Annotated in this window: 17 protein-coding genes; 2 read left to right on the top strand and 15 right to left on the bottom strand. The window is 49.0% G+C overall.

Going from position 1 to position 21,064, the window contains the following annotated elements; all coding sequences use genetic code 11:
- Positions 1 to 186: 186 nt before the first annotated feature.
- From mrdA to GT1_RS12480, 14 genes are all read right to left on the bottom strand, one after another.
- The gene (gene mrdA / locus GT1_RS12545) at positions 187 to 2,001 is read right to left on the bottom strand and encodes a penicillin-binding protein 2 (RefSeq protein ID WP_188399035.1); all 1,815 of its coding nucleotides are present in this window, start codon (positions 1,999 to 2,001) and stop codon (positions 187 to 189) included.
- 129 nt (positions 2,002 to 2,130) lie between these two features.
- On the bottom strand, positions 2,131 to 3,597 hold the full coding sequence (locus tag GT1_RS12540; RefSeq protein WP_188399034.1) for an LCP family protein: 1,467 nt from the start codon (positions 3,595 to 3,597) through the stop codon (positions 2,131 to 2,133).
- A gap of 224 nt (positions 3,598 to 3,821) precedes the next feature.
- Positions 3,822 to 4,136 (bottom strand): MTH1187 family thiamine-binding protein, encoded by a 315-nt coding sequence (locus tag GT1_RS12535; protein WP_075758041.1) that lies wholly within the window; start codon positions 4,134 to 4,136, stop codon positions 3,822 to 3,824.
- An 81-nt stretch (positions 4,137 to 4,217) separates the two neighbouring features.
- Positions 4,218 to 5,342, bottom strand: coding sequence for a glycosyl hydrolase family 18 protein (locus GT1_RS12530; RefSeq protein WP_188399129.1), 1,125 nt, complete (start codon positions 5,340 to 5,342; stop codon positions 4,218 to 4,220).
- Positions 5,343 to 5,452: 110 nt separating this feature from the next.
- A complete protein-coding gene (locus tag GT1_RS12525) occupies positions 5,453 to 6,313 on the bottom strand; it encodes a response regulator (RefSeq protein WP_223226229.1) in 861 nt (286 codons plus the stop codon).
- 29 nt (positions 6,314 to 6,342) lie between these two features.
- Entirely contained in the window at positions 6,343 to 7,608 is a 1,266-nt protein-coding gene (locus GT1_RS12520; protein ID WP_188399033.1) for an ATP-binding protein, read from the bottom strand.
- Positions 7,605 to 8,261, bottom strand: a complete 657-nt coding sequence (locus GT1_RS12515) for a CoA pyrophosphatase (protein ID WP_188399032.1) — start codon at positions 8,259 to 8,261, stop codon at positions 7,605 to 7,607. The genes GT1_RS12520 and GT1_RS12515 overlap by 4 nt, the downstream gene beginning before the upstream one ends.
- Before the next feature lie 98 nt (positions 8,262 to 8,359).
- Entirely contained in the window at positions 8,360 to 9,373 is a 1,014-nt protein-coding gene (locus tag GT1_RS12510; protein ID WP_188399031.1) for an FAD:protein FMN transferase, read from the bottom strand.
- A 727-nt stretch (positions 9,374 to 10,100) separates the two neighbouring features.
- Positions 10,101 to 10,958 carry a dTDP-4-dehydrorhamnose reductase gene (rfbD, locus tag GT1_RS12505; protein ID WP_188399030.1) on the bottom strand — a complete coding sequence of 286 codons (858 nt, stop codon included), beginning with the start codon at positions 10,956 to 10,958 and terminating at the stop codon, positions 10,101 to 10,103.
- A 12-nt stretch (positions 10,959 to 10,970) separates the two neighbouring features.
- Entirely contained in the window at positions 10,971 to 11,525 is a 555-nt protein-coding gene (gene rfbC, locus GT1_RS12500) for a dTDP-4-dehydrorhamnose 3,5-epimerase (RefSeq protein WP_188399029.1), read from the bottom strand.
- On the bottom strand, positions 11,512 to 12,405 hold the full coding sequence (gene rfbA / locus GT1_RS12495; RefSeq protein WP_188399028.1) for a glucose-1-phosphate thymidylyltransferase RfbA: 894 nt from the start codon (positions 12,403 to 12,405) through the stop codon (positions 11,512 to 11,514). Before rfbA ends, rfbC begins: the two co-directional genes overlap by 14 nt.
- 22 nt (positions 12,406 to 12,427) lie before the next feature.
- On the bottom strand, positions 12,428 to 13,465 hold the full coding sequence (rfbB, locus tag GT1_RS12490; RefSeq protein WP_188399027.1) for a dTDP-glucose 4,6-dehydratase: 1,038 nt from the start codon (positions 13,463 to 13,465) through the stop codon (positions 12,428 to 12,430).
- A gap of 26 nt (positions 13,466 to 13,491) precedes the next feature.
- Positions 13,492 to 14,856, bottom strand: a complete 1,365-nt coding sequence (locus GT1_RS12485; protein ID WP_188399025.1) for a bifunctional glycosyltransferase family 2 protein/class I SAM-dependent methyltransferase — start codon at positions 14,854 to 14,856, stop codon at positions 13,492 to 13,494.
- 110 nt (positions 14,857 to 14,966) lie between these two features.
- The gene (locus tag GT1_RS12480; RefSeq protein WP_223226228.1) at positions 14,967 to 17,210 is read right to left on the bottom strand and encodes a glycosyltransferase; all 2,244 of its coding nucleotides are present in this window, start codon (positions 17,208 to 17,210) and stop codon (positions 14,967 to 14,969) included.
- A gap of 454 nt (positions 17,211 to 17,664) precedes the next feature.
- Here GT1_RS12480 and GT1_RS22255 point away from each other — a divergent pair, with 454 nt between their 5' ends.
- Positions 17,665 to 18,912, top strand: a complete 1,248-nt coding sequence (locus tag GT1_RS22255; RefSeq protein ID WP_223226227.1) for a collagen-like protein — start codon at positions 17,665 to 17,667, stop codon at positions 18,910 to 18,912.
- Positions 18,913 to 19,152: 240 nt separating this feature from the next.
- Here the strand turns inward: GT1_RS22255 and GT1_RS22250 are convergent, their stop codons facing one another.
- The gene (locus GT1_RS22250; RefSeq protein ID WP_146196583.1) at positions 19,153 to 19,395 is read right to left on the bottom strand and encodes a hypothetical protein; all 243 of its coding nucleotides are present in this window, start codon (positions 19,393 to 19,395) and stop codon (positions 19,153 to 19,155) included.
- Positions 19,396 to 19,415: 20 nt separating this feature from the next.
- Between GT1_RS22250 and GT1_RS12470 the strand changes: the two genes are divergently transcribed.
- Positions 19,416 to 21,064: hypothetical protein (locus GT1_RS12470; protein ID WP_223226226.1), on the top strand; the 1,649-nt coding region annotated here is incomplete at its 3' end.

Here is a 21,064-nt window from a genome sequence, read left to right as displayed (position 1 = left end):
TTTCCTTTCACTTGCAATAATAAAAACCACTGAGGCGCAGGCCGCCGTTATGTATAAGCGAAGGTTACTCGCCAGCGGCGCAGCGCTTTATGACGGCCGCCCGCGCGGATTTTGTGTGGTACACAAAACTTATAAGGCAAGATCGCTGCGCAATCTTGCCTATCCTACCATCCTTGTCTGCCACCTTTAATCGGTTTTTGGAGCAGGCGGCAGTTGCTTGTTCGGTATGCCGAAATAAGCTTCCAATACCCGGCGGGTAACCGGTACGGCGGCCACAGAAGCATCACCGCCTTCTTCCACGAGAACGGCCATGGCAATTTCCGGCTTTTCGGCCGGAACATAACAAGCAAACCAGGAATGGGTAGTACCTCTGCCGGTTTCTGCCGAACCGGATTTTCCGGCTATTGTTTGCGGAAAGTCTTTGAATGCGGCGGCACCGGTGCCACGGGTGGTAACTGCAATCAATCCTTGCCGCACGGTGTCCCATACTTCAGGCCGCAGATAGATTGTCCATAAAACCTCAGGCGGCAAACTTACGGCAAGACTGCCCTCCGGTGTCAGCACTTGGTCAACAAGCCTTGGCTTATAGACAATACCACCGTTGGCTACAGCCATAGTCAAGAGCGCCTGCTGCAACGGCGTTGCCAGATAATAACCCTGACCAATGGCGGCAATCAAAGTTTCCCCCGGATACCAGGGCTCACCATAATTGGCCTGTTTCCACTCAATATACGGTACTATTCCCTTCACTTCCCCTGCCAGCTTAATCCCGGTGGCTTTGCCCAAGCCAAAAGTTAAAGCATATGCTGCCAGGTTATCCGCCCCCAGCCGGCGCCCTAGTTCATAAAATACCGGGTCGCTCGATAAAGACAAACCGTCAACTATGTTTAACTTACCAAGGCCCTTAACGTTCCAGCCGTAAAAGCGCCAGCCATTTAGTACATAAACACCTCTATCGTCAAATATCTCCTGCGGCGTGGTAAGGTTCATCTCCAGCGCCGCGGCCGCGGTAACAATTTTAAATACCGAACCAGGCGGATAGGCGTTTTGGATAGCCCGGTTGTTTAACGGATGATCAGGATTGGCAATCAGCTCATTCCAGGCTTTACTGCTAATGCCCCCCGCAAACAGATTGGGATTAAAGGGTGGATTGCTGGCCATTACCAATACACCGCCGGTGTTGACATCAAGCACAACCACGCTGCCGCCCTTGGCAGGTTCACCGATCGTACGGCTGGCTGCAACCTGAGCGGCCAGCGCTTCTTCTGCCGCTTTTTGCAGATTCGCATCAAGGGTTAATACCAGTCCCCGGCCGGTAACAGACGGCCGGTTCCCCAGAGGGCGGACTTCTTCGCCGCTGGCGTTAACTTCTGACTGCCGGATACCGTCCGTACCGCGCAGCACTTCCTCCCATTCCCGCTCCAAACCATCCTTGCCAACTAAGTCGGCAGGGTGGTATCCCTGTTCTTTGTTCCTGGCATATTCCTCCTGGCTGATTCTGCCGACAAACCCCAGCACATGGGAAGCCAGTTCTTCATAGACATACTGCCTGACAGGTATGGCTTCAAGGACCACTCCGGGCAGATAATACTGGCGCTCCTGTATCCTGGCAATCATAACGTCATCGGCATTGCGTTGTATCCGTACCGGTGTATACGGAAAATCAATACTGTCTGCCAATAATTGATTAATCTCCTCAACCGCCACACCGGTAATGGACGCGAGCAGCGGCGTAGCTTCCTGCGGATTGGTATATTCATGAGGAATAATGGAAACGGCAAAACTTGGTCTGCTGCTTACAAGAATTTCGCCATTCCTGTCATATATGACACCACGCGGCGCCTGGACGCTGATTTGCCGGGTACGGTTCTGTTCGGCATTTTTTTTGTAATGAGCTCCCTGGAGCAGTTGCAGCCATACCAGCCGGAGCACCAATAGGCTGACAATACCAACAACAACAAGGCCCACTATCTTAAGACGGCGGATTTGCTCAATCCACATCTACTGTCCCCTCTTCCTGTAATGCGGTAAATACATCCATAGTATCCCATAATAGACAAAAAAAATAGCTTAGCTGCTGCTTTTGCAGAAGCTAAGCTACGATTGGCGCCGGGAAACAATTTATTTTCCTTACCGGTTCACATAATCTTTGCCCACAATTATTTTTACTACATTGGCTTTGCTATCGTCGTTATTTACCTGGAGCGCATAACGGAAAGGCAAACCAGCTAACTGACTGCCGGCTTCACTGCTGTTAGCGATCACTACCGTATTTTTGTTGGCAGCGCTAATCCCCGCCACACTGATGACATCATGGCCCTGACTCCTAAGCTCTGCCGCCATTTGGTTGCCGGCTTCCGGAGTACCGCTGGCATTAACTACTTCAAACTTCAGCTTGCCGCTATCTGCTGCCGGAGTTTTGGTTTTTGCCGGGGGTTTGGGTTCCGGCACCCTGGTTTTTTTCGTGTCTTTTGGCTTGTCAGGAGCTTTCGGATCGGTTATGGCCGGTTTCTTCGGATCTTTTTCCTCCGGCTCTTCGGAATCCTTCAAGGTATTCTTTTTCGAATCTTTTTCATCTACTGCCGGTTTTTTCGGTACTTCAACAATCTTCATTTCCTGCGGGATGGAGCGTTCATACTGGCTGGCCAGCGTATGCGCTGCCGACACAAATTTTCCATCTGTCGTCATCCCCTGAGATGAAGCCACATAATTCCGCAGCTCAACAATATCCGGCAGCCAATAACTAATATCGTGAATATAGGCTGGTTTTCCCGGAACCATCTCGGTCTTTAAACCGGCCTTGGCGGCATCATTTAACAGTTTTGCCAGATTCAGCATTTCAGCGGTTGTCAAATCAGTCTGAAGGGCGTCGGTTACTTCCCGGATGATACCCGGTATCCGTGGCAGGATAAAGGGGCTGGCAACTTCATTAAGCATGGCCTTAACAAATTTCTGCTGGCGTTCAATCCGGCCAATATCCCCCTCTTCATCACGATAACGCACATATTTAATGGCGGTACGTCCGTCCATTTGCTGTTCACCAGACTTAATGTCAATGACCAGATTATCATAAGGATCTTCGTAGTACATGCGTTTTTCGACATCAATAGTAACACCGCCTACAGCATCAACAATTTTGTTGAAAGCGGCAAAATTAATAATGGCGTAATAATCCATAGGAATGCCCAGCAAATCCTCAACAGCGCGCTGAGAAAGCTTATGGCCGCCTAGGGCATAGGCATGATTAATTTTATCCCAGCCATGGCCGGGAATCCTGACTCTGGTATCACGCGGCACCGACAATAGTGCCACTTGGTTTGTCGACGTATCTACAGTAACAACAAACAGAGTATCTGAGCGTCCGACATCGTCACTGCGCTCATCGACACCCATTACCAGGATGTTGACTTTATTGGGCAGCCCTGCGACACCGGCACCGGTTTTCCGGGCTTTTTCAAACTTGCCGCCTGATGACCAGTAGTAAGTTGCACCAGCCACAGTGACAAATAACAACAAACACGTTACTATCAGTAAAAACCGGCTGCGCCGGGATTTGCGCTGTTCGACAAGCCGTTTTTCGAGACGCGATGATGTCATTAACACAATCACCCCTTCGTCGTCTTTTGCAAAATATAGTACATAAAGAAAACACGGCTTGCGCCGAGCCTGTGGCGACGGTGGAAGCCGATATCGATCCTGTTTTTAAGAAAGATTCCACTTTCTGTTAGGATAACAAGACAAGCCCCCTAGCAACGGGGGCTTGTTTGAAGTATAGCAAAATATGTAGTTTTACGTCAAGGACTTTTTTGTCAGATTACAGTTTATCCTGAAACTAAATCTAGTTTGTCGGTAACTGCTTTTATTTTTCCTGCCATCGTAAGTTCTTTATCCCGCCGGTCATCAATCCTAATGGTGGTTGATACCCGCTGAGCCCCTGCGGCAAAGGGTGTATCATGCATTTGGCGGATAACCTCCAGGATTCGGTTCAGGTCACCTTCGATAATAGTCGACATCGGCGTCAACTGGTAGTTGAGATCCGTAGCCTGCTCAAGTATTTTGTGGCACCCGGCCACATATTGACTAACACTGGGCGAACCGGTACCTAAAGGGACAATAGTGACTTCGACAACACTCATACTCTCGCCTCCAATATTGATTATTATTAGTATTCTTTCTTTACAAAAAAATACCTGCCACATTTGTGGCAGGTGCCGACATTACTTGCCTTTGGGGAACTTTTTATCAATAATCCCCCAAATCTCCGGCTGTTCCTGCCCCAGGCGCCAGATAGCAATGCCGGCAGGATTATATTTAGCGACAATATCCAGCTTAGCCGCCGTGCTTTTGTCATTTTCAAACCAAACTTCGTGGTCTTTGTATTTGAACCAGGGAGCTTGGGCTTTATCATCATAGTTTATCTTTGCACCATGTTTTTCCGCCAATACAATGGCATCGACATATTTTATCGTTTCTCCCTTTTTACCAACCCAGTCATAGCCGTACGCACTCACGCCGATAATCACTTTATGCGGCCCGCCAGACTGCTCAATGGCGTATTTGATGTTTTTCTCATACCAGTCTACCGGAGCAACCGGCCCGGGTTCTGAGGTAGCCCAGTGATTATCATAGGTCATAATCTGTAGAAAATCGGCGTTTTTAGCCAGATTAGGATAGTCATAGGCACCGGCAACGTCTTCGGCGACTTCTACCCGCGGGAATACAGACACAATAACCACCTTATTAATGGCCTTCATTTTAGGGTACAATTCCGTCATAAAGGCAGTTAAGTTGTCTTTATGCTTAGGCGGCAGCAGTTCAAAGTCGATATTGATACCGTCATAGCCTTTTTCCTGTACCAGTTTCACAATACTGTCAGTTACCTTTGTCCGGACCGCCGGGTCGCCCAGCACAGCATCGGTGGAACCTGTTTTATTAGTAACCAGCGGGTACATGCTAAGTCCAAGCTGCCGGGCGGTATCATATACCAGTTGACTGTCCTTGGCCTCCAGAGTACCTTCTTTAGTGGCTTTGAACCAGAAGGGTCCTACTCCCGTCATACTGTTAGCATGAGCCTTCATGCTGGGAAATGAGCCTGACTGGTCCGGAGTGCCCGGCCAGGGATTTTCATAGTAGCCAATTACCATGCGTGGCGGCATGGGCACATTGTCGGGAGCCATTTGACCGGTCCGATCCTCATTTTGACCGGTCTGATCGTCATTTAAAGGTTTAGGGGCCGGTGTGCCGGTACCACAGCCGCCGGCAAAAACGGCAGCCATAACAAACAGGATCAGGAGAACACTGCTAAGGACTTTGTAGTACATCTTATTGCGCAAAACTGTCACCCTTTCCGCTACTATAGTTGAATTCTTCAACCTTAGTATTGGCAGGGTGACAGTTCTTATGCCTGCAATTTTTTGAAGTTTTGTTGAAAACTGTCTGCCAAGCCTTAGGATTACTCGGCAGCCAAAAACAATAAGCCTTCAAGAAATTTCTTTATATTAATTTTTCCCCGATAGGAGCCTTTACCCTGAATGAAGGCCATCTCCTGCCTGATTTCTTTAAAATCAAACAAAGCGCCGCTGTACATTTCAAACTTGTCGTTATGGTAGTCTTCTATCCCCATATTGGCTACATTCTGCATAGCCTTGGCAATAGCCCGCCGCACCCGCTGCTCGATAGTTTTAACATCCTGCCCGATCTCCTGGGATAATTCCTGGTACAATTCATGCAGCTGATACGATTGGCTATGCCCGTCGGCCAGACGCAGATTTACCAATTGAGCCAGTTGATGAATATTTTTCACTCCGGCTTCCCCGATAATTCCCAAATCGGAAAAAACCCGGTTCAGCCTGTTCTTCTTAGTATTATCGTCAGGTGCTACCGCCCGGCCGCCAGGGCCGACATAACGGGCCGTTGTTTGGGAAATAAGCGACATGACCTGCCTGAGACGCCGGCTTTCCTCCACCTTGCCAATAACCGATACAATCTCCAAAACGTTAATGGGTTTATGAATATAAAAATCAATACCGGTCTGGTACGCTTTGGTTATCATCGGCTGGCTGGTACTTTCTGAAATCATAATCCAGGAGGTTTCTATCTTAGTTTCTTTGAGTTTTCTGATTAGCTCAACGCCATCCTGCCCGGGCAGCAGTAAGTCCACCAAGGCTACATCGGGGGCATATTCGGTAATGATTGACTCGGCCTCCCAGCCATCACCACATTCGGCTACTACAGTTCCCAATTTGTACTTTTCAATAATATTTATCATAATCTTGCGGACGCTCAGATCATCTTCAATAATAACAAAACGCACTTCTTCACACCCCTATTAGATTGGCCTGGTTAGTCCGGCTCACTTACCTCCAGGTTGGTTAATGGCAATGATACAGTAAATACAGTCTTTCCCGGTTTGGAAGTTAACGTAACTTCTCCGTCCAGCGATTCCGTCAAATTCTTTACATGGCTTAGTCCCAGTCCTGTTGACATCTGACCGGTAACTTCCGAAAATTTAGTAGAATATCCTGGTGCAAAAACCACCTCTACATCTTCCGGGCTAATGCCCGGGCCGTTGTCTGCAACGGCAAGGTGCAGTTTGCCGCCGCTGTACCTTGCCGTCACCGTGATAATGCCTGCCGGTTCGACTGCTTCGACAGCATTGATGATCAGGTTGTTCAGGATGGAAACAACGGCATAATATTTATCGGTAACCACTTCTCCATAATAGGTAAACGAAATGGAAACAGGCTTGTCCAAACTATTGATATACCGCCTGGTATTTTGTTCGATAATCTGGAAAAATTCAGACAGTGGCAGCCCTTCTTTTCTTACGGCCACATCTAAGATTTCCTCAATCCCTCTGGCCACCCGGTAATAGTCTTTCTTGACTTCATGAATATCACGGGCAATGGCCAGCGCCCGGGCGGAGGGTGATTCGGGCCGGACCAGTTCGCCCGGTTGCGCTGCATTGAGGGTTTGATACAAGGTATAGCCTTTTTCCATGACCAATTCGATATCGGCAGAGGATTTCTTTAAGTAAAACAGTTCTGCCTTAAGCTTGGCAATAATAAAAATTAATTCGGCATAACGGGCGGCGTGAGCTTCGGCCAGCACAAAATCGCGATAACGCTTCATCAAATAATACCCAATCACAATTAAAAGGGAACGCGCGATGCCGACTGCCACCAGACTGGTCAAAACAGTTTCCAAAGTGCGCCCGCCTGGTTCCTGGCGAATCATGAGCTCCACACAGTTGCTGGCAATATCGCAGATGCTGAGCAGCAGGATAAGTGCCGGAATATTGCCCCGATAATCACGTACCTTGAAAACGCTAAACAGCAGTCCATAAGCCAAATAATAGCTAAAAGCCGGCACATTGTGCCAAAAAGCACTCAGCAGCGACTCCTCAAGAAACGGATATTTAATCAGAATACGAAATAAGAGCATAACCCCGCCGGCCGAGACTGCGATACTGATAATCGGCAGCCGTCTAAAATACAAGAGCAGTGTGGCCAGCACAACCACACCCAGGGTAAACCGGAAATGACCATCAAAGGGATGGGTAAAGATCAAACCGGTCATGCTGACCAGCAAAATAACATGGAGTATCATACTGAATAATCCCCGCCCAGTCCCTGCCGGCAAACCTCAATAAAATTGGCCAATACCCTTGCAGTTAATCCCCAAATGACATAATGCTTGTATTGATAGAAAAGCAACGGGTATTTGGCCCGCCGGCGGTATCCCTGGGGGTAATCCGGCGGCAGGAGATCAAAGGGAAAACCCGCCAACGGTTTGGTTGCCATTTCCATAGAGGCTATCCGCGGCTTAGCGGCAAACAGGAAATCCAGCGGTACAGTAAAGACTTCCGCTACTTCGTCAGCGTTGGGAGCAAGCGGCAAAGCCGCTGATATATGCACAGCATAAGGATATATCAGAACACCAATAGGGCTAACCAGAAAATCCAGCGTACCCAAGACCTGAATCTTCTCCCTTTTTACGCCAAGCTCCTCCACCGTCTCACGCAAAGCCGCCTGCAGCGGACTGGTGTCATGGGCTTCAATCCGGCCGCCGGGAAAGCAAATTTCTCCAGGCTGACGGTTGAGCTTGCCTGAACGCACTTCGAATAACACCGACGGTTCGCCGTCGACGTCAATTAGCGGCACCGTAACCGCCGACTGTAAATAATCTTCCGCATTGGCAAATTTGCCTGCCTGACCGTGCAGGACACTAACCAGCGCCTTTCTTATTGTATCGCTATTCATAGCAGTCTCACCTCTTACGTAGGGGAAATCTTTGTTATAGCTACTATACCTCATTATAGCAAGCGCAATATTCGTCCTGCAATCGGCATCCTAAAGTGCTAAAGTTCTATCTTTCCCTCTAAACCTGAAGTAATTACCTTTTTTCCGTCAGTTGTTATAAAAATGGCTTCTGTCCCCGGATATTGCCTGAGCAGTTCCCGCCCTTTTTCAACTCCCAGCACCAGCATGGCTGTACTTAGTATATCCGCATGGTTCTCCGAGTTAGCTACAATCGTAATACTGGCAACTTCCCGCGGCTGATAGCCGGTACGCGGGTCCAGGATATGCGAGTACCGTACACCGTCTTTGATAAAAAAGCGTTGGTAATCGCCGGAAGTTTCCAGCACATCCCAATCACTTAAGGACAGTTTAGCGGCAATGCCCTCCGAGTTGCGAGGGTCTTGCACACCAAGACGCCACGGCTGACCGTCCGGCCGCTTGCCAATAATCCGGACATCGCCCCCGGCGTTTACCAACGCCGACTTTACCCCATGGGCTTTTAGCGCTTCAACGGCCTTCCGGTTAGCATACCCTTTCCCTACCGCTCCTAAATCAATCCGCATACCCGCTTTAGGCAAAAATACCGTATTGGCCTGATCATCAATCTCCAGCAGCCGGAAATTGACCAGCGGCAGCCGGGCCTGAATCTCGGCATCACTTGGCACAAAATCCTCTTTGTGGCCGATACCCCATAATTCTGTTAAAGCGCCAATGGTTACGTCAAACGCACCGTCAAGCTGCTCGGAACGGCTGCGGGCCAGCTTCAGCATGGCAATCACATCCGGGTCCACCTGTACCTTTTCCTTACCTGCTGCCTGATTAATCTTTGACACCTGACTGGTTTCATCAAACCTGTTTGTCAGTTCATTAATCCGCTTAAATTCAGCAAATGCCGCTTTGGTCCCTGCCTCGCTGCCCGGACCATATGCGGTTATCTCAATAATGGTATCCATGAGAAACTGTGTTTCCTTATACGGCTTGGGAGCAAACAGACTCCCGGTGGAACAGCCTGCACTAAAAATAAGCAGAGAAATTAACAATACACCTGTTAGTAAACGACTTACCTTATTCATAATTATAATAGCCTCCAGCCCAGTCTTTTGCAGTCACTTTCCTACTATTCTGCCCCCATTAGACAAAAACCTGCAAACTGTCAGATATAAAAAGACCCCAGCTTGGATTGGCAATAAGTTCCCGCCAATCCAAGACGGGGTCTTTTTATCGTGTATACTTGACACAACCGGCGACAGACCCCGAATGATACATTCATTCTGCCACCGATCGGCTATGTATACTTTATTCTGAATTTATTATAACATCGGTGTATACAAAAATCAATCTGAATTTTTGAGCCGATAAACACATTTGTCTTTGTGCACAATACAGACATGTTTCAGTCACTTGTTTCAGAATAGCGTAAACCTTGAGAATTCAGCTATAAAGTCTATTTTATCCAAATGAGCACTGCCTATAGAGACAGGAGTATTGACTCGCTATACAGGACAAAATAAGCCGGCACCAAAAAGGCGCCGGCTTATTTGTAAGTAGCAGATTCATGAATATGGAGTTAACAGCTACAACTATCGTTGTCGCCACAGCAGCAGAGCAGCAGTATTATGATTATAATGATCACAACCCATGAGTTACCACGGCCTCCGCCACCACAACCATCAAAACCAAAGCCCATATAAACTTCCTCCTTCCACATAGCTGTCAATTTGGGGATTAATCAATGTATACTATGCGGCAGCCGTTCATTTAGCCACTGGCAATCTTATCCGAAAATGCTTTTGCACAGGATTATCGCTCAGAAATACCAAGAGGCATTTTAGCTATATAATCGGCAAGGGCCTCCTGCCAACAGCGAAAATAATCGCCGCCACTAAGCTCCAGCATATAGTTGCGCAACACGGAATAGCGGGGCCGCAAAGCGGCTGCGGCAAAAGTGCCTGTGCTCACCGGCTGCACCACTGTTGGCAGACTGGCAAGCCTTAGAATTTCCTGCGCAAAATCATACCAGGTACAATAACCGCCGTTTGACAGATGATATGTGCCGAATCCGTCGGTTTCAATAAGCGCCATAATGCCTTGTGCCAAATCGGCGGCATAGGTAGGTGTTCCTGTCTGGTCATTGACAACAGTCAGATATTCCCGCTCGCGGGCCAGCTTCAGTATAGTCCGGACAAAATTATGCCCATCACCATACAGCCACGAAGTTCTTACAATAAAAAGCCGGGGGCAGATTCGCGCAGCAATGAATTCACCCTCCAGCTTGCTCCTGCCATAAACATTTAGAGGATTAGGGCAGTCAAACTCAGTATAAGGCCGGCTTTGCCGGCCATCAAAAACATAATCGGAGCTAAGATATACCAGCTTGCTGTCATACTGCAGGCAGGCAGCGGCAATATTGCGGGTGCCAATAACATTTACCCGGAATGCTTCCTCCGGGGCGGCCTCGGCAGCATCAACAGCAGTATAGGCCGCAGCATGAATTACCACATCCGGTCTGGTTTGATGAAAGATACTATAAACCTGAGCTAAGTTGGTAACATCCAGCGCGTGCGATTCCAGTATAATCAACTGACCGGCAAACGAGCCGGCTAAAGCGGCAAACGCCCGTCCAAGCTGGCCGGCGCCGCCGGTAACAATGATTTTCATATTGCCACCTGTCTACTCATATTTAATAAGATCTTCCCTTGCTATCTCACTAAGACACCGGTATTGTTTATCCTTGTCTGACAGTATTGGTTCAGAAACCGGCCAGGTAATATTTAATCCCGGATCATTCCAGCATACTCCTTTTTCACTTGCAGGTGAATAAAACGCAGTACACTTATAGGCAAATAATACAGTGTCACTTACAGCGCAAAATCCATGGGCAAAACCTTCGGGGATATACAATTGCCGGCGGTTAAGCGCCGATAACAGCACTCCGACCCATTGGCCGAAAGTCGGTGAACCGTACCGGATATCCACAGCAACATCAAATACTTCGCCTTGCAGCACATATACCAGTTTCCCCTGTGGATTTGGCTGCTGATAATGAAGTCCCCGCAAAACTCCTTTTGAAGATAATGAGAGATTATCCTGTACAAAATTTGCGGTAATTCCCGCTTGTACATAATGAGCAAAGTTCCAGGTTTCCAGGAAAAATCCCCGGCTGTCCTCATAGACTGCCGGTTCAATAACTTTTACCTCAGGTAAGGCTGTGCTATAACACTTCATCAGCCGCCTCCCCCTGCGCAAGTGTCAGCAAATATTTGCCATAACCGTTGTTGCGGTAGGCATCGGCAATGGTTATTAAATGCTGAACAGAAATAAACCCCATCCGGAAGGCAACCTCCTCGGGGCATGCAATTTTTAACCCTTGTCTTTGCTCAATGGTTTCAATGAAGTTTGCCGCCTGAAGCAGGGTAGTGTGCGTTCCGGTATCCAGCCATGCATACCCTCGCCCCAAACGTTCAACACCAAGCAATCCTTGGCTAAGGTACAGCCTGTTTATATCAGTAATTTCCAGTTCTCCCCTGGCGCTTGGCCTGAGGCATTTTGCCATATCAACAACTTGAGTATCATAAAAATACAGGCCTGTTACTGCATAATTTGATTTAGGCTGCCTGGGCTTTTCTTCAATACTGATGGCATCTCCGTTCTTATCAAACTCGACTACGCCATACTGCTGCGGGTTACTGACCCAATACCCAAAAACCGTCGCCCCGCTGCTTTTAGCCGCCGCCTGCTGGAGTTTAACTGCCAGGCCGTCACCATAAAAAATGTTGTCCCCCAATACCAGGGCGCAGCCTTGGTCCCCGATGAAATTACGGCCGATAAGAAATGCCTGGGCGATTCCTTCCGGCCGCGGCTGCGCCGCATAACAGATGCTGATTCCCCATTGGCTTCCATCCTTGAGAAGTTCTTGATATAAAGGCAAGTCCTGCGGTGTCGAAATAACCTGGATATCTCTTATCCCTGCCAGCATCAGCGTTGTCAGCGGGTAATAAACCATGGGTTTATCATATATCGGCATAAGCTGCTTGCTGATTACTTTGGTCAGCGGATACAGCCGTGTCCCTGAACCGCCGGCCAGGATAATCCCTTTTTTAATCATACTCCACACCCCTAACCGTTAATTAGCCCTGGTAACTGCCGGTTCTAACGCCTTCACACCAGTCCGGGTTAGCCAGGTACCAGGCAACCGTCTTGCCCAGACCGGTCGCAAAGGATTCCCGTGGAGTCCAGCCAAGCTGAGCTTTCAGTTTCGAAGCGTCAATAGCATAGCGGCGGTCGTGGCCCGGACGGTCGTGGACAAAAGTAATGAGTTCCCGGTAACTGCCGCCATTTTGGCGGGGCCGCATGGTATCCAGTAAATCGCAAATGGCTTCAACCACCTGCAAATTGGTTTTTTCATTATTGCCGCCAACATTATAGACTTCTCCGGGACGGCCCTGTGCCAGCACTTCCAAAATGGCGCTGCAATGATCTGTCACAAACAGCCAATCCCGGATATTGCTGCCATCACCATATACAGGCAGCGGCTCGCCGCCCAGTGCAGTAAATATCATCAGCGGAATGAGCTTTTCCGGAAATTGATATGGCCCGTAATTATTCGAACAGTTGGTAATCAGCACCGGCAAGCCGTAGGTATGAAAATAAGCCCGCACCAGATGATCGGCGGCAGCCTTGGAGGCCGAATACGGTGAGTTGGGCGCATACCGGCTTGTTTCGGTAAAGCAGCCGGCCGGTCCCAGCGAGCCATATACTTCATCGGTGGATATGTGTACAAAGCGAAATGCAGCCTGCTTGGCCGAATCCTGCTGCGACCAATAAGCACGCACCCCCTCCAATAGCTCAAATGTGCCTACAATGTTGGTCTGGATAAACTCTCCGGGGCCGTCAATTGACCGGTCTACATGGGATTCTGCCGCCAGATGGACAACTCCGTCCGGCTGGTATTGGGCAAGTATTTGTTTGATCAGCGGCCGGTCCTGGATGGAGCCTTTAATAAAGCTGTGCCGGGGATGGTGGAGTATAGCTTTTATATTGGTTAGATTGCCTGCATAGGTTAGCTTATCAAGGTTAACAATGTTTAAATTGGTATTAGCCATAACATAATGAACCAAATTACTGCCGATAAAACCGGCCCCGCCTGTAATAAGCAATGTCCGCACGTACTATCACTCCCGGGTAAATAAAATTATCCAGCCGGCAGAGCGCCTCCGCCGTTTGCTTTGGCTGCTGTAACAATGTACTGATAAGTCCGATACTGAGCCGCCAACTGAGGATTTCCCATCAGAGCGGTTAATGCCTGGATAAAATGTTTATCGGTTTCGCTCTCGTGAATATAGGTTTGGTGATATCCGGCCAATTGATAACCTGTGCTTGTAAACATCCTGTCAATCTCGCTCAGAGTGAAAAAACGCATATGTGTTTTATCTAAAATACCGGCATCCACATATCGCCAGTAGCCTTGCAGCAAACTCTGAATTACACTAACATGCATAACATTGGGGATGCTGGCCAAAATCCGGCCACCGGCTTGCAAATATGGTTCTACATTTTTCAGTGCCTGCCAGGGATCTACCAAATGCTCCAGAACATCGGCAAAAATAATATAATCAAAATATCCTTTAGGGTAAGGCAGTGTTGCCTTCTCAATATCTGCAGCTATCACATCGGCAAACAAACCGGCACTGGCGGCGGCCTGTTCATTAAACTCTATACCAGCCAGTTCGGCTTTAGCATAAATATTCTTTATTTGCAGCAGTGTACCGCCGCAGGCACAGCCTACCTCTAACACCTTTATCGGCTGGTCTTTGGGTTTATCGATTAAATTAACGATTTCATTCCTGATATATGTCGAATATATGGAGTCAAATCCCCATTTGGCAGCGAATTTACTGCGATTGTCGGTGTGAGACAACACCTGGCCGGAATTATGGATAAAAGTATCTTTGCACAGAAAAAGTGTATAGCCTGCTAATCGTATTCGAAACGAATAATCATCATCTTCCATACCTCCGGGACTAAAGGCCTCGTCGAATAAACCAACCTTGTCGATTACTTCCTTTTTAATCAGCATACAATACCCGGCCAGCTTTACTCTTTCTTCCCATTTGCCGGGGGCGGATTGATTATGGCTTTTTGCATATACCTGCATTTCTTCCATATTGTTATAACCGCCCCATACGGCCTGATAATAGGGTGCAATGTTGGTGACCGGCGCCACTGCACCGATTTTTTCATGGCTGTAAAGGCAGGCAAGCAAATTGCAAAGCCACCCCTGGGTAACAACAGCATCCTGTTTCAGCAGCAGGACAGTATCGCCGTCAGCCAGCCTGATTGCTTGATTATAGCCTGCCGGCAAGCCAACATTCTGGTCATTATATATTGTTGTTACCTCCTGCTGGCTCTTTAACCACTGCACAGTACCATCATCGGAATTATTATCTACGACAATAATCTCATATTGGCCTGATTCGGTATAATTGCGGATACTTTCAATACACCGCTGCAAATATTCCTGTTGATTATGAGTCAGAATCACAATACTTGTTTTCATAAACGTCCCCTTACTGATTACTCGAAAAATTTATCGCTTCGGTATAGTAAGCTACTAACATACTATGCCGTACCCACAGAAAAATGGAAGCCCTGACCTTGAAGATATTGCTAACCAAACCTTGAACGGTTTAATCCCGATACATTCTGAAAATACGTCCAGACAACATCACTGCCGTCTGCAGGCTGCTGCCGGATACTCCGTATCCCGCCCGGTTCATGCCTGTCAGGCAGAAGCGAGTATAGCTGCCGCAAATGCCCGGTCCACTCCGTGAAATGCTGCTTGTGTATCCTGGTGCTAACAGCCCCCTGAGCGGCGCGGTAAGCTTCATCAAGCACCAGTCTGTCTATAACAGCCAACAGCTCTCCCCTACTGTGAAAATGGGTTTTTACAATATCCGGTGCTATGTCCTCACAGAAATGTGTGGCAATATCAACCGCTAATCCAACAACCGGAATCCCCAGCACTGCCGCTGCCAGCGCTTCGTCGGCTGACCCGAGGGGCAGCGAGTCTACATAGACATCGGCCGCACTATAAAACCGGACCAAGTCCTGTTGCCCGGCAAAAGTCCTGATTCGTCCATTACTTTCACTCTTAAGCCGTGCCCATTCTCCCGCCTCAGGCGGGCCTACAACCAAAATTTCAACCTGTTGCTGTCGATTAACGATTTCTCCAAGCAGCTTAGCAAAGTTATATTCACCGCAAGGCAGCAGTTTATAAGGTGGCGCAATTGTTAAAAGCACGATCTTATCCGGTTCGATGCCCAGAGCCGCCTTGGCTGTTTCTCTGGCTTGCAATTCCGGCGACGGCCCTAACGGCACCGGCAAAACATAAGATGCAGCAGCACTTCGCCGCTTTTGCGTTATGAATTGTCCGCCGGCCCTATGCTCGGCAACAAGATCAGCCACAGTCATCCCCAGGCTGAATGCATGATCGGCATGATTGACAAACACCACCGGCGGACCGCCGGCAATACCAAAGGCCACCGTGGGGACCGGATCATGAGGATGAATATGCAACACAACTATATCGGCCCACATATTAGCCACAGCATGCAGCAGCCTTGCTCTTTGGCTTAGAGTCAGATTCTGCGTATCCAGCGTATTATACCAACCGCCGGAGGCAAGCGCCGACTTTGCCAGACCGGGCGGATTGGTTGTGCTCTGTAAGGTAACTAGTAAGGAATGAACAGATTCGGTATCCATATCTATCCAGCGCGCGAGTGTTGCCGTATGTCCGCCGCCGAAATATCCCTGGCTTAACACATGTAAAATATTTCTTTTTTGCGGGTCTGGTTTGGATATGGCAATAGCCGGATTAGCTGCCTGACTATGGAGTTTTTGCGCAAATTTCCCCAGTACACCCTCCAGCTTAGCGGAAGCAAAAAAGCCAGGATGAGAATGATGAGCACCATCGGCTGCCTGTTTGGCCAGCAGCATAGCTTTTTCTCCGTTTCCTGACAGTAATGCGAACTCTGCTTGCTCTGCTAAAAGCCAAAAATTACGTTCATTATTTTTCATCAGCTGTTGATAATAGCCAACTTCATGCTGATAGCCAATCCATTTTCTTAAACCTAAGTCCCGGGTCGGCTCATATGGCGCAATGCAGTGCGGCTCCTTGCCCCATTTAGCTGTAAACTTTTGCCGGTTGCTTGCCAGCAGATTGTTGAAGCAAGTATTGTCCTCACCAAAGGAAACACTGCCAAAATGATGAATAAAGGTATCCCGGCAAAGCAGTAACCGGTAACCTGCCTTTCTGATCCGTACACTATAATCATCGTCTTCATAATTGCCGGGTGAAAAAGCTTCATCTAATAAACCGATTTTAGCAATTACTTCTGCTTTGATTAGCATACAGTAGCCAACAAGCCGTGTTCTTTCCTCCCAAAGCTTAGGATCAGAATTGTTCATATAATCGGCAAAACGTATCATTTCCTCAATACTGGAATATTCGCAAGGAATGCTTTGGAAATTTGAGCAGGAGTTCGTAACGGCCCCGACTGCGCCAATATCCTCAGCACTAAACAAACACTGCTTAAGATTGTCTAACCACCGGGGCGTTACGACAGTATCATTATTTAATAAAAGTATGCTGTCACCCCTGGCTGCCTTAATTCCCTGATTGCAACCTGCAGGAAAACCGACATTCTCACTATTTAAAATTAATTGGATATCCTGCTGGCTCTTTAGCCACTCCACCGTGCCATCGGCTGAATTATTGTCTACAACAATGATTTCATAAGCATCCGGCTCCGTATATTGCCTGATGCTTTCAATACATAACATATTATAATCAAGCTTATTATACGTTAAGATAACGATACTGGTCAGACCTTGATCCTTCGAGCGGCTCACACCATTGCCCTCCTCTGAACTATTGGTTCGGCATACTGTTTCGCTGCACCCCGATACCGTACGAGCTCTGATAACCAAGACGCCACCAAAATCAGACTTTTGGTGTCTTTTTACTTATATGCTTCCAGTCTTTAAAATGCAAACAAAATCATCACTATTTGTGGTTTCTATTTGCCAATCGATAAGAAAACACGGCTTGCACTGAGCCTTTGGCGACAGTGGAAGCCGATGTTGCCCTTATCCTGTTCTTAAGAAAGTTATACTTTCTGTTAGGACAAAGAAGGACTGACCCAACTTACGGGTCAGTCCTTCGGCTTTGTTACGGTTTCATCAGCAAATTACTGTAATACAGCATAAGAAAGGTCCACTAATCTGCCGCAAAAGTAACCTTTATACATAACTTCTCATAAGATATTATGTAATGCCTGTTATTCACATAAGGAAGGAGAATATTATGAGTCGACCAGACGACATTAAAGAAAAACTGCTCGGAGAATCACAAGAATATATCAAAAAACATCCGTCCCGTGATAACTACTCCCCCCCTGCCGCTAACCCATCTGTCCACTCAGATGATGAAAACAGAAGTACACAGCAAGAACAATATACCGAACAGCATCCGTCCCGCCATTGTCACTATCATTATAAACCTATAGAGTACCCCACTTGTCCTCCCTGCAAACCTAAATGCCCACCAATAATATGTCCCGGACCTACCGGACCTACCGGACCTACCGGACCTACCGGACCTACCGGACCTACCGGACCTACCGGACCTACCGGCGGGACTACTGGTGCTACCGGCGCTACTGGCGCTACTGGTGCTACTGGCGCTACCGGTGCTACCGGTGCTACTGGCGCTACTGGGGCTACCGGTGCTACTGGCGCTACTGGGGCTACCGGTGCTACTGGCGCCACTGGGGCTACCGGTGCTACTGGCGCTACTGGAGCTACCGGTGCTACCGGTGCTACTGGCGCTACCGGTGTTACTGGAGCTACCGGTGCTACCGGTGCTACTGGCGCTACCGGTGTTACTGGCGCTACCGGTGTTACTGGCGCTACCGGTGTTACTGGCGCTACCGGTGTTACTGGCGCTACCGGTGCTACTGGCGCTACCGGTGCTACTGGCGCTACCGGTGTTACTGGAGCTACCGGTGTTACTGGTGACACTGGACCTACTGGTGCTACCGGCGACACTGGACCTACTGGCGCCACCGGAGCTATCGGCGATACTGGAGCCACCGGAGCTACTGGGCCTACCGGAGCCACCGGTGACACTGGGGCTGCTGTCCAATTAAGAGGCCTTCAGCTTCAATTACAAGATCCGGATACAACAACCATTGCCGCCGGTGCGCCTATCCTATTTGACACAATCATCGCCAATGAATCCCCCTTCATTTCTTATAACGGGCTTGGCACACTAACCATCACACAATCAGGAGTGTTTTATATTAATTGGTGGGTAGCAGCAGACGGTATGATTGGCGGAACTGATTTATTTCTACGATTCTCCATCACAACTTCTGCAGGCGATAATATAGGAGCTTCCAGTTCCATCGTAACAGAAAATCTAGGCGGAAGTGCATTAATTTCTGTAGTAGCCCCAGTTGATATGCAGCTTATAAATTCCACTGACAACACAGTAGGTTTTGGCGCAACTCCAATTAAAGCCGATTTAACCATCATTCATGTAACATTTTAAATAATAAAACACATGGAAGTTTACTTCACACTTTCCATGACATAAAGCAGGGAGGAGATATATTTTGGATACAGTCGGTCTTCAACTTGAAAAACTAGCAGCCGGAACAGTCGTCCCAAACGCTAATGTAATATTTGATAATATAGTGAGTACTTTTGGACCTGTAAGTTATAATCCGGTTTCAGGAGTAATAACCATATCCAAAGCAGGAAGATATCTGATCAACTGGTGGGTAGCAACTCAATCATCGCTAGGATCACCGGGTATGGTTTTTGCCATTGTAACCTCAGACAGTGTTGTAATTCCAGCAAATTCACCAATAAAAACAGGGGAAGTCGTTGGGTTTGCACTTATTGAAGCAGCAGCCCCAGTCACTGTCAGCTTAGTAAGCCAATCAGCAAACGAGGTAGCATATTCTTCGTTGGTTCCTACTAAAGCATTTTTAGCAATAACTGAGGTTCCAGAAGAATTAAACGGTATCACTGGCGATACAGGTCCTACCGGTGACACTGGACCTACTGGTGACACTGGACCTACTGGCGACACTGGACCTACCGGTGATACCGGACCTACTGGTGATACTGGGCCTACTGGTGACACTGGGCCTACTGGTGATACTGGGCCTACTGGCGACACAGGGGCTACCGGCGATACTGGACCTACGGGAGATACAGGACCTACCGGTGATACTGGACCTACCGGTGACACTGGACCTACCGGCGATACTGGACCTACTGGTGATACCGGGCCTACTGGTGACACTGGACCTACTGGTGATACCGGACCTACCGGTGATACTGGACCTACTGGAGATACCGGACCTACCGGTGACACTGGACCTACCGGTGATACTGGACCTACTGGCGATACAGGGGCTACCGGCAATACCGGGCCTACTGGCAACACTGGACCCTCTGGCGGCCCTACTGGCGACACAGGACCTACTGGTGCTACAGGGACTACCGGTGACACCGGACCTACTGGTGCTACAGGGACTACCGGCGATACAGGACCTACCGGTGACACTGGACCTACTGGTGCTACAGGGACTACCGGTGACACTGGACCTACGGGAGATACAGGACCTACTGGTGATACAGGACCTACTGGTGATACTGGACCTACGGGAGATACTGGACCTACGGGAGATACTGGGCCTACCGGTGACACTGGACCTACTGGCGATACTGGGCCTACCGGTGATACTGGGCCTACCGGTGACACTGGGCCTACTGGTGATACCGGACCTACCGGCGATACAGGACCTACCGGTGACACTGGACCTACGGGAGATACTGGACCTACGGGAGATACTGGACCTACTGGTGACACTGGGCCTACTGGTGATACTGGACCTACGGGAGATACTGGACCTACCGGTGACACTGGACCTACCGGCGATACTGGACCTACTGGCGATACTGGACCTACTGGCGATACTGGACCTACCGGTGATACTGGGCCTACTGGTGACACTGGACCTACCGGTGATACTGGAGCTACCGGCGATACTGGGCCTACTGGCGACACTGGAGCTACCGGCGACACTGGACCTACTGGTGACACCGGACCTACTGGCGATACCGGGCCCACTGGCGACACCGGACCTACTGGTGACACTGGACCTACTGGCGATACCGGACCTACGGGAGATACTGGACCTACCGGTGATACTGGACCTACCGGTGACACTGGACCTACTGGCGATACCGGACCTACGGGAGATACTGGACCTACCGGTGACACTGGACCTACGGGAGATACTGGACCTACCGGTGACACTGGACCTACTGGCGACACAGGGCCTACTGGTGATACTGGGCCTACCGGTGACACAGGGGCTACTGGTGACACCGGACCTACTGGTGATACTGGGCCTACCGGTGACACAGGGGCTACTGGCGATACAGGGCCTACCGGTGATACAGGACCTACTGGCGATACTGGACCTACCGGTGACACTGGACCTACCGGCGATACTGGACCTACTGGCGATACTGGACCTACCGGCGACACTGGACCTACTGGTGATACTGGACCTACTGGTGACACTGGGCCTACTGGTGACACTGGGCCTACTGGTGACACCGGACCTACTGGTGATACTGGGCCTACCGGTGACACAGGGGCTACTGGCGATACAGGGCCTACC

Source organism: Sporomusa sp. GT1 (genome assembly GCF_014634905.1).
GTDB lineage: Bacteria > Bacillota > Negativicutes > Sporomusales > Sporomusaceae > Sporomusa > Sporomusa sphaeroides.
Note: the sequence above shows the minus strand (reverse complement) of the source record. Positions and strands in the feature narration are given on the sequence as shown.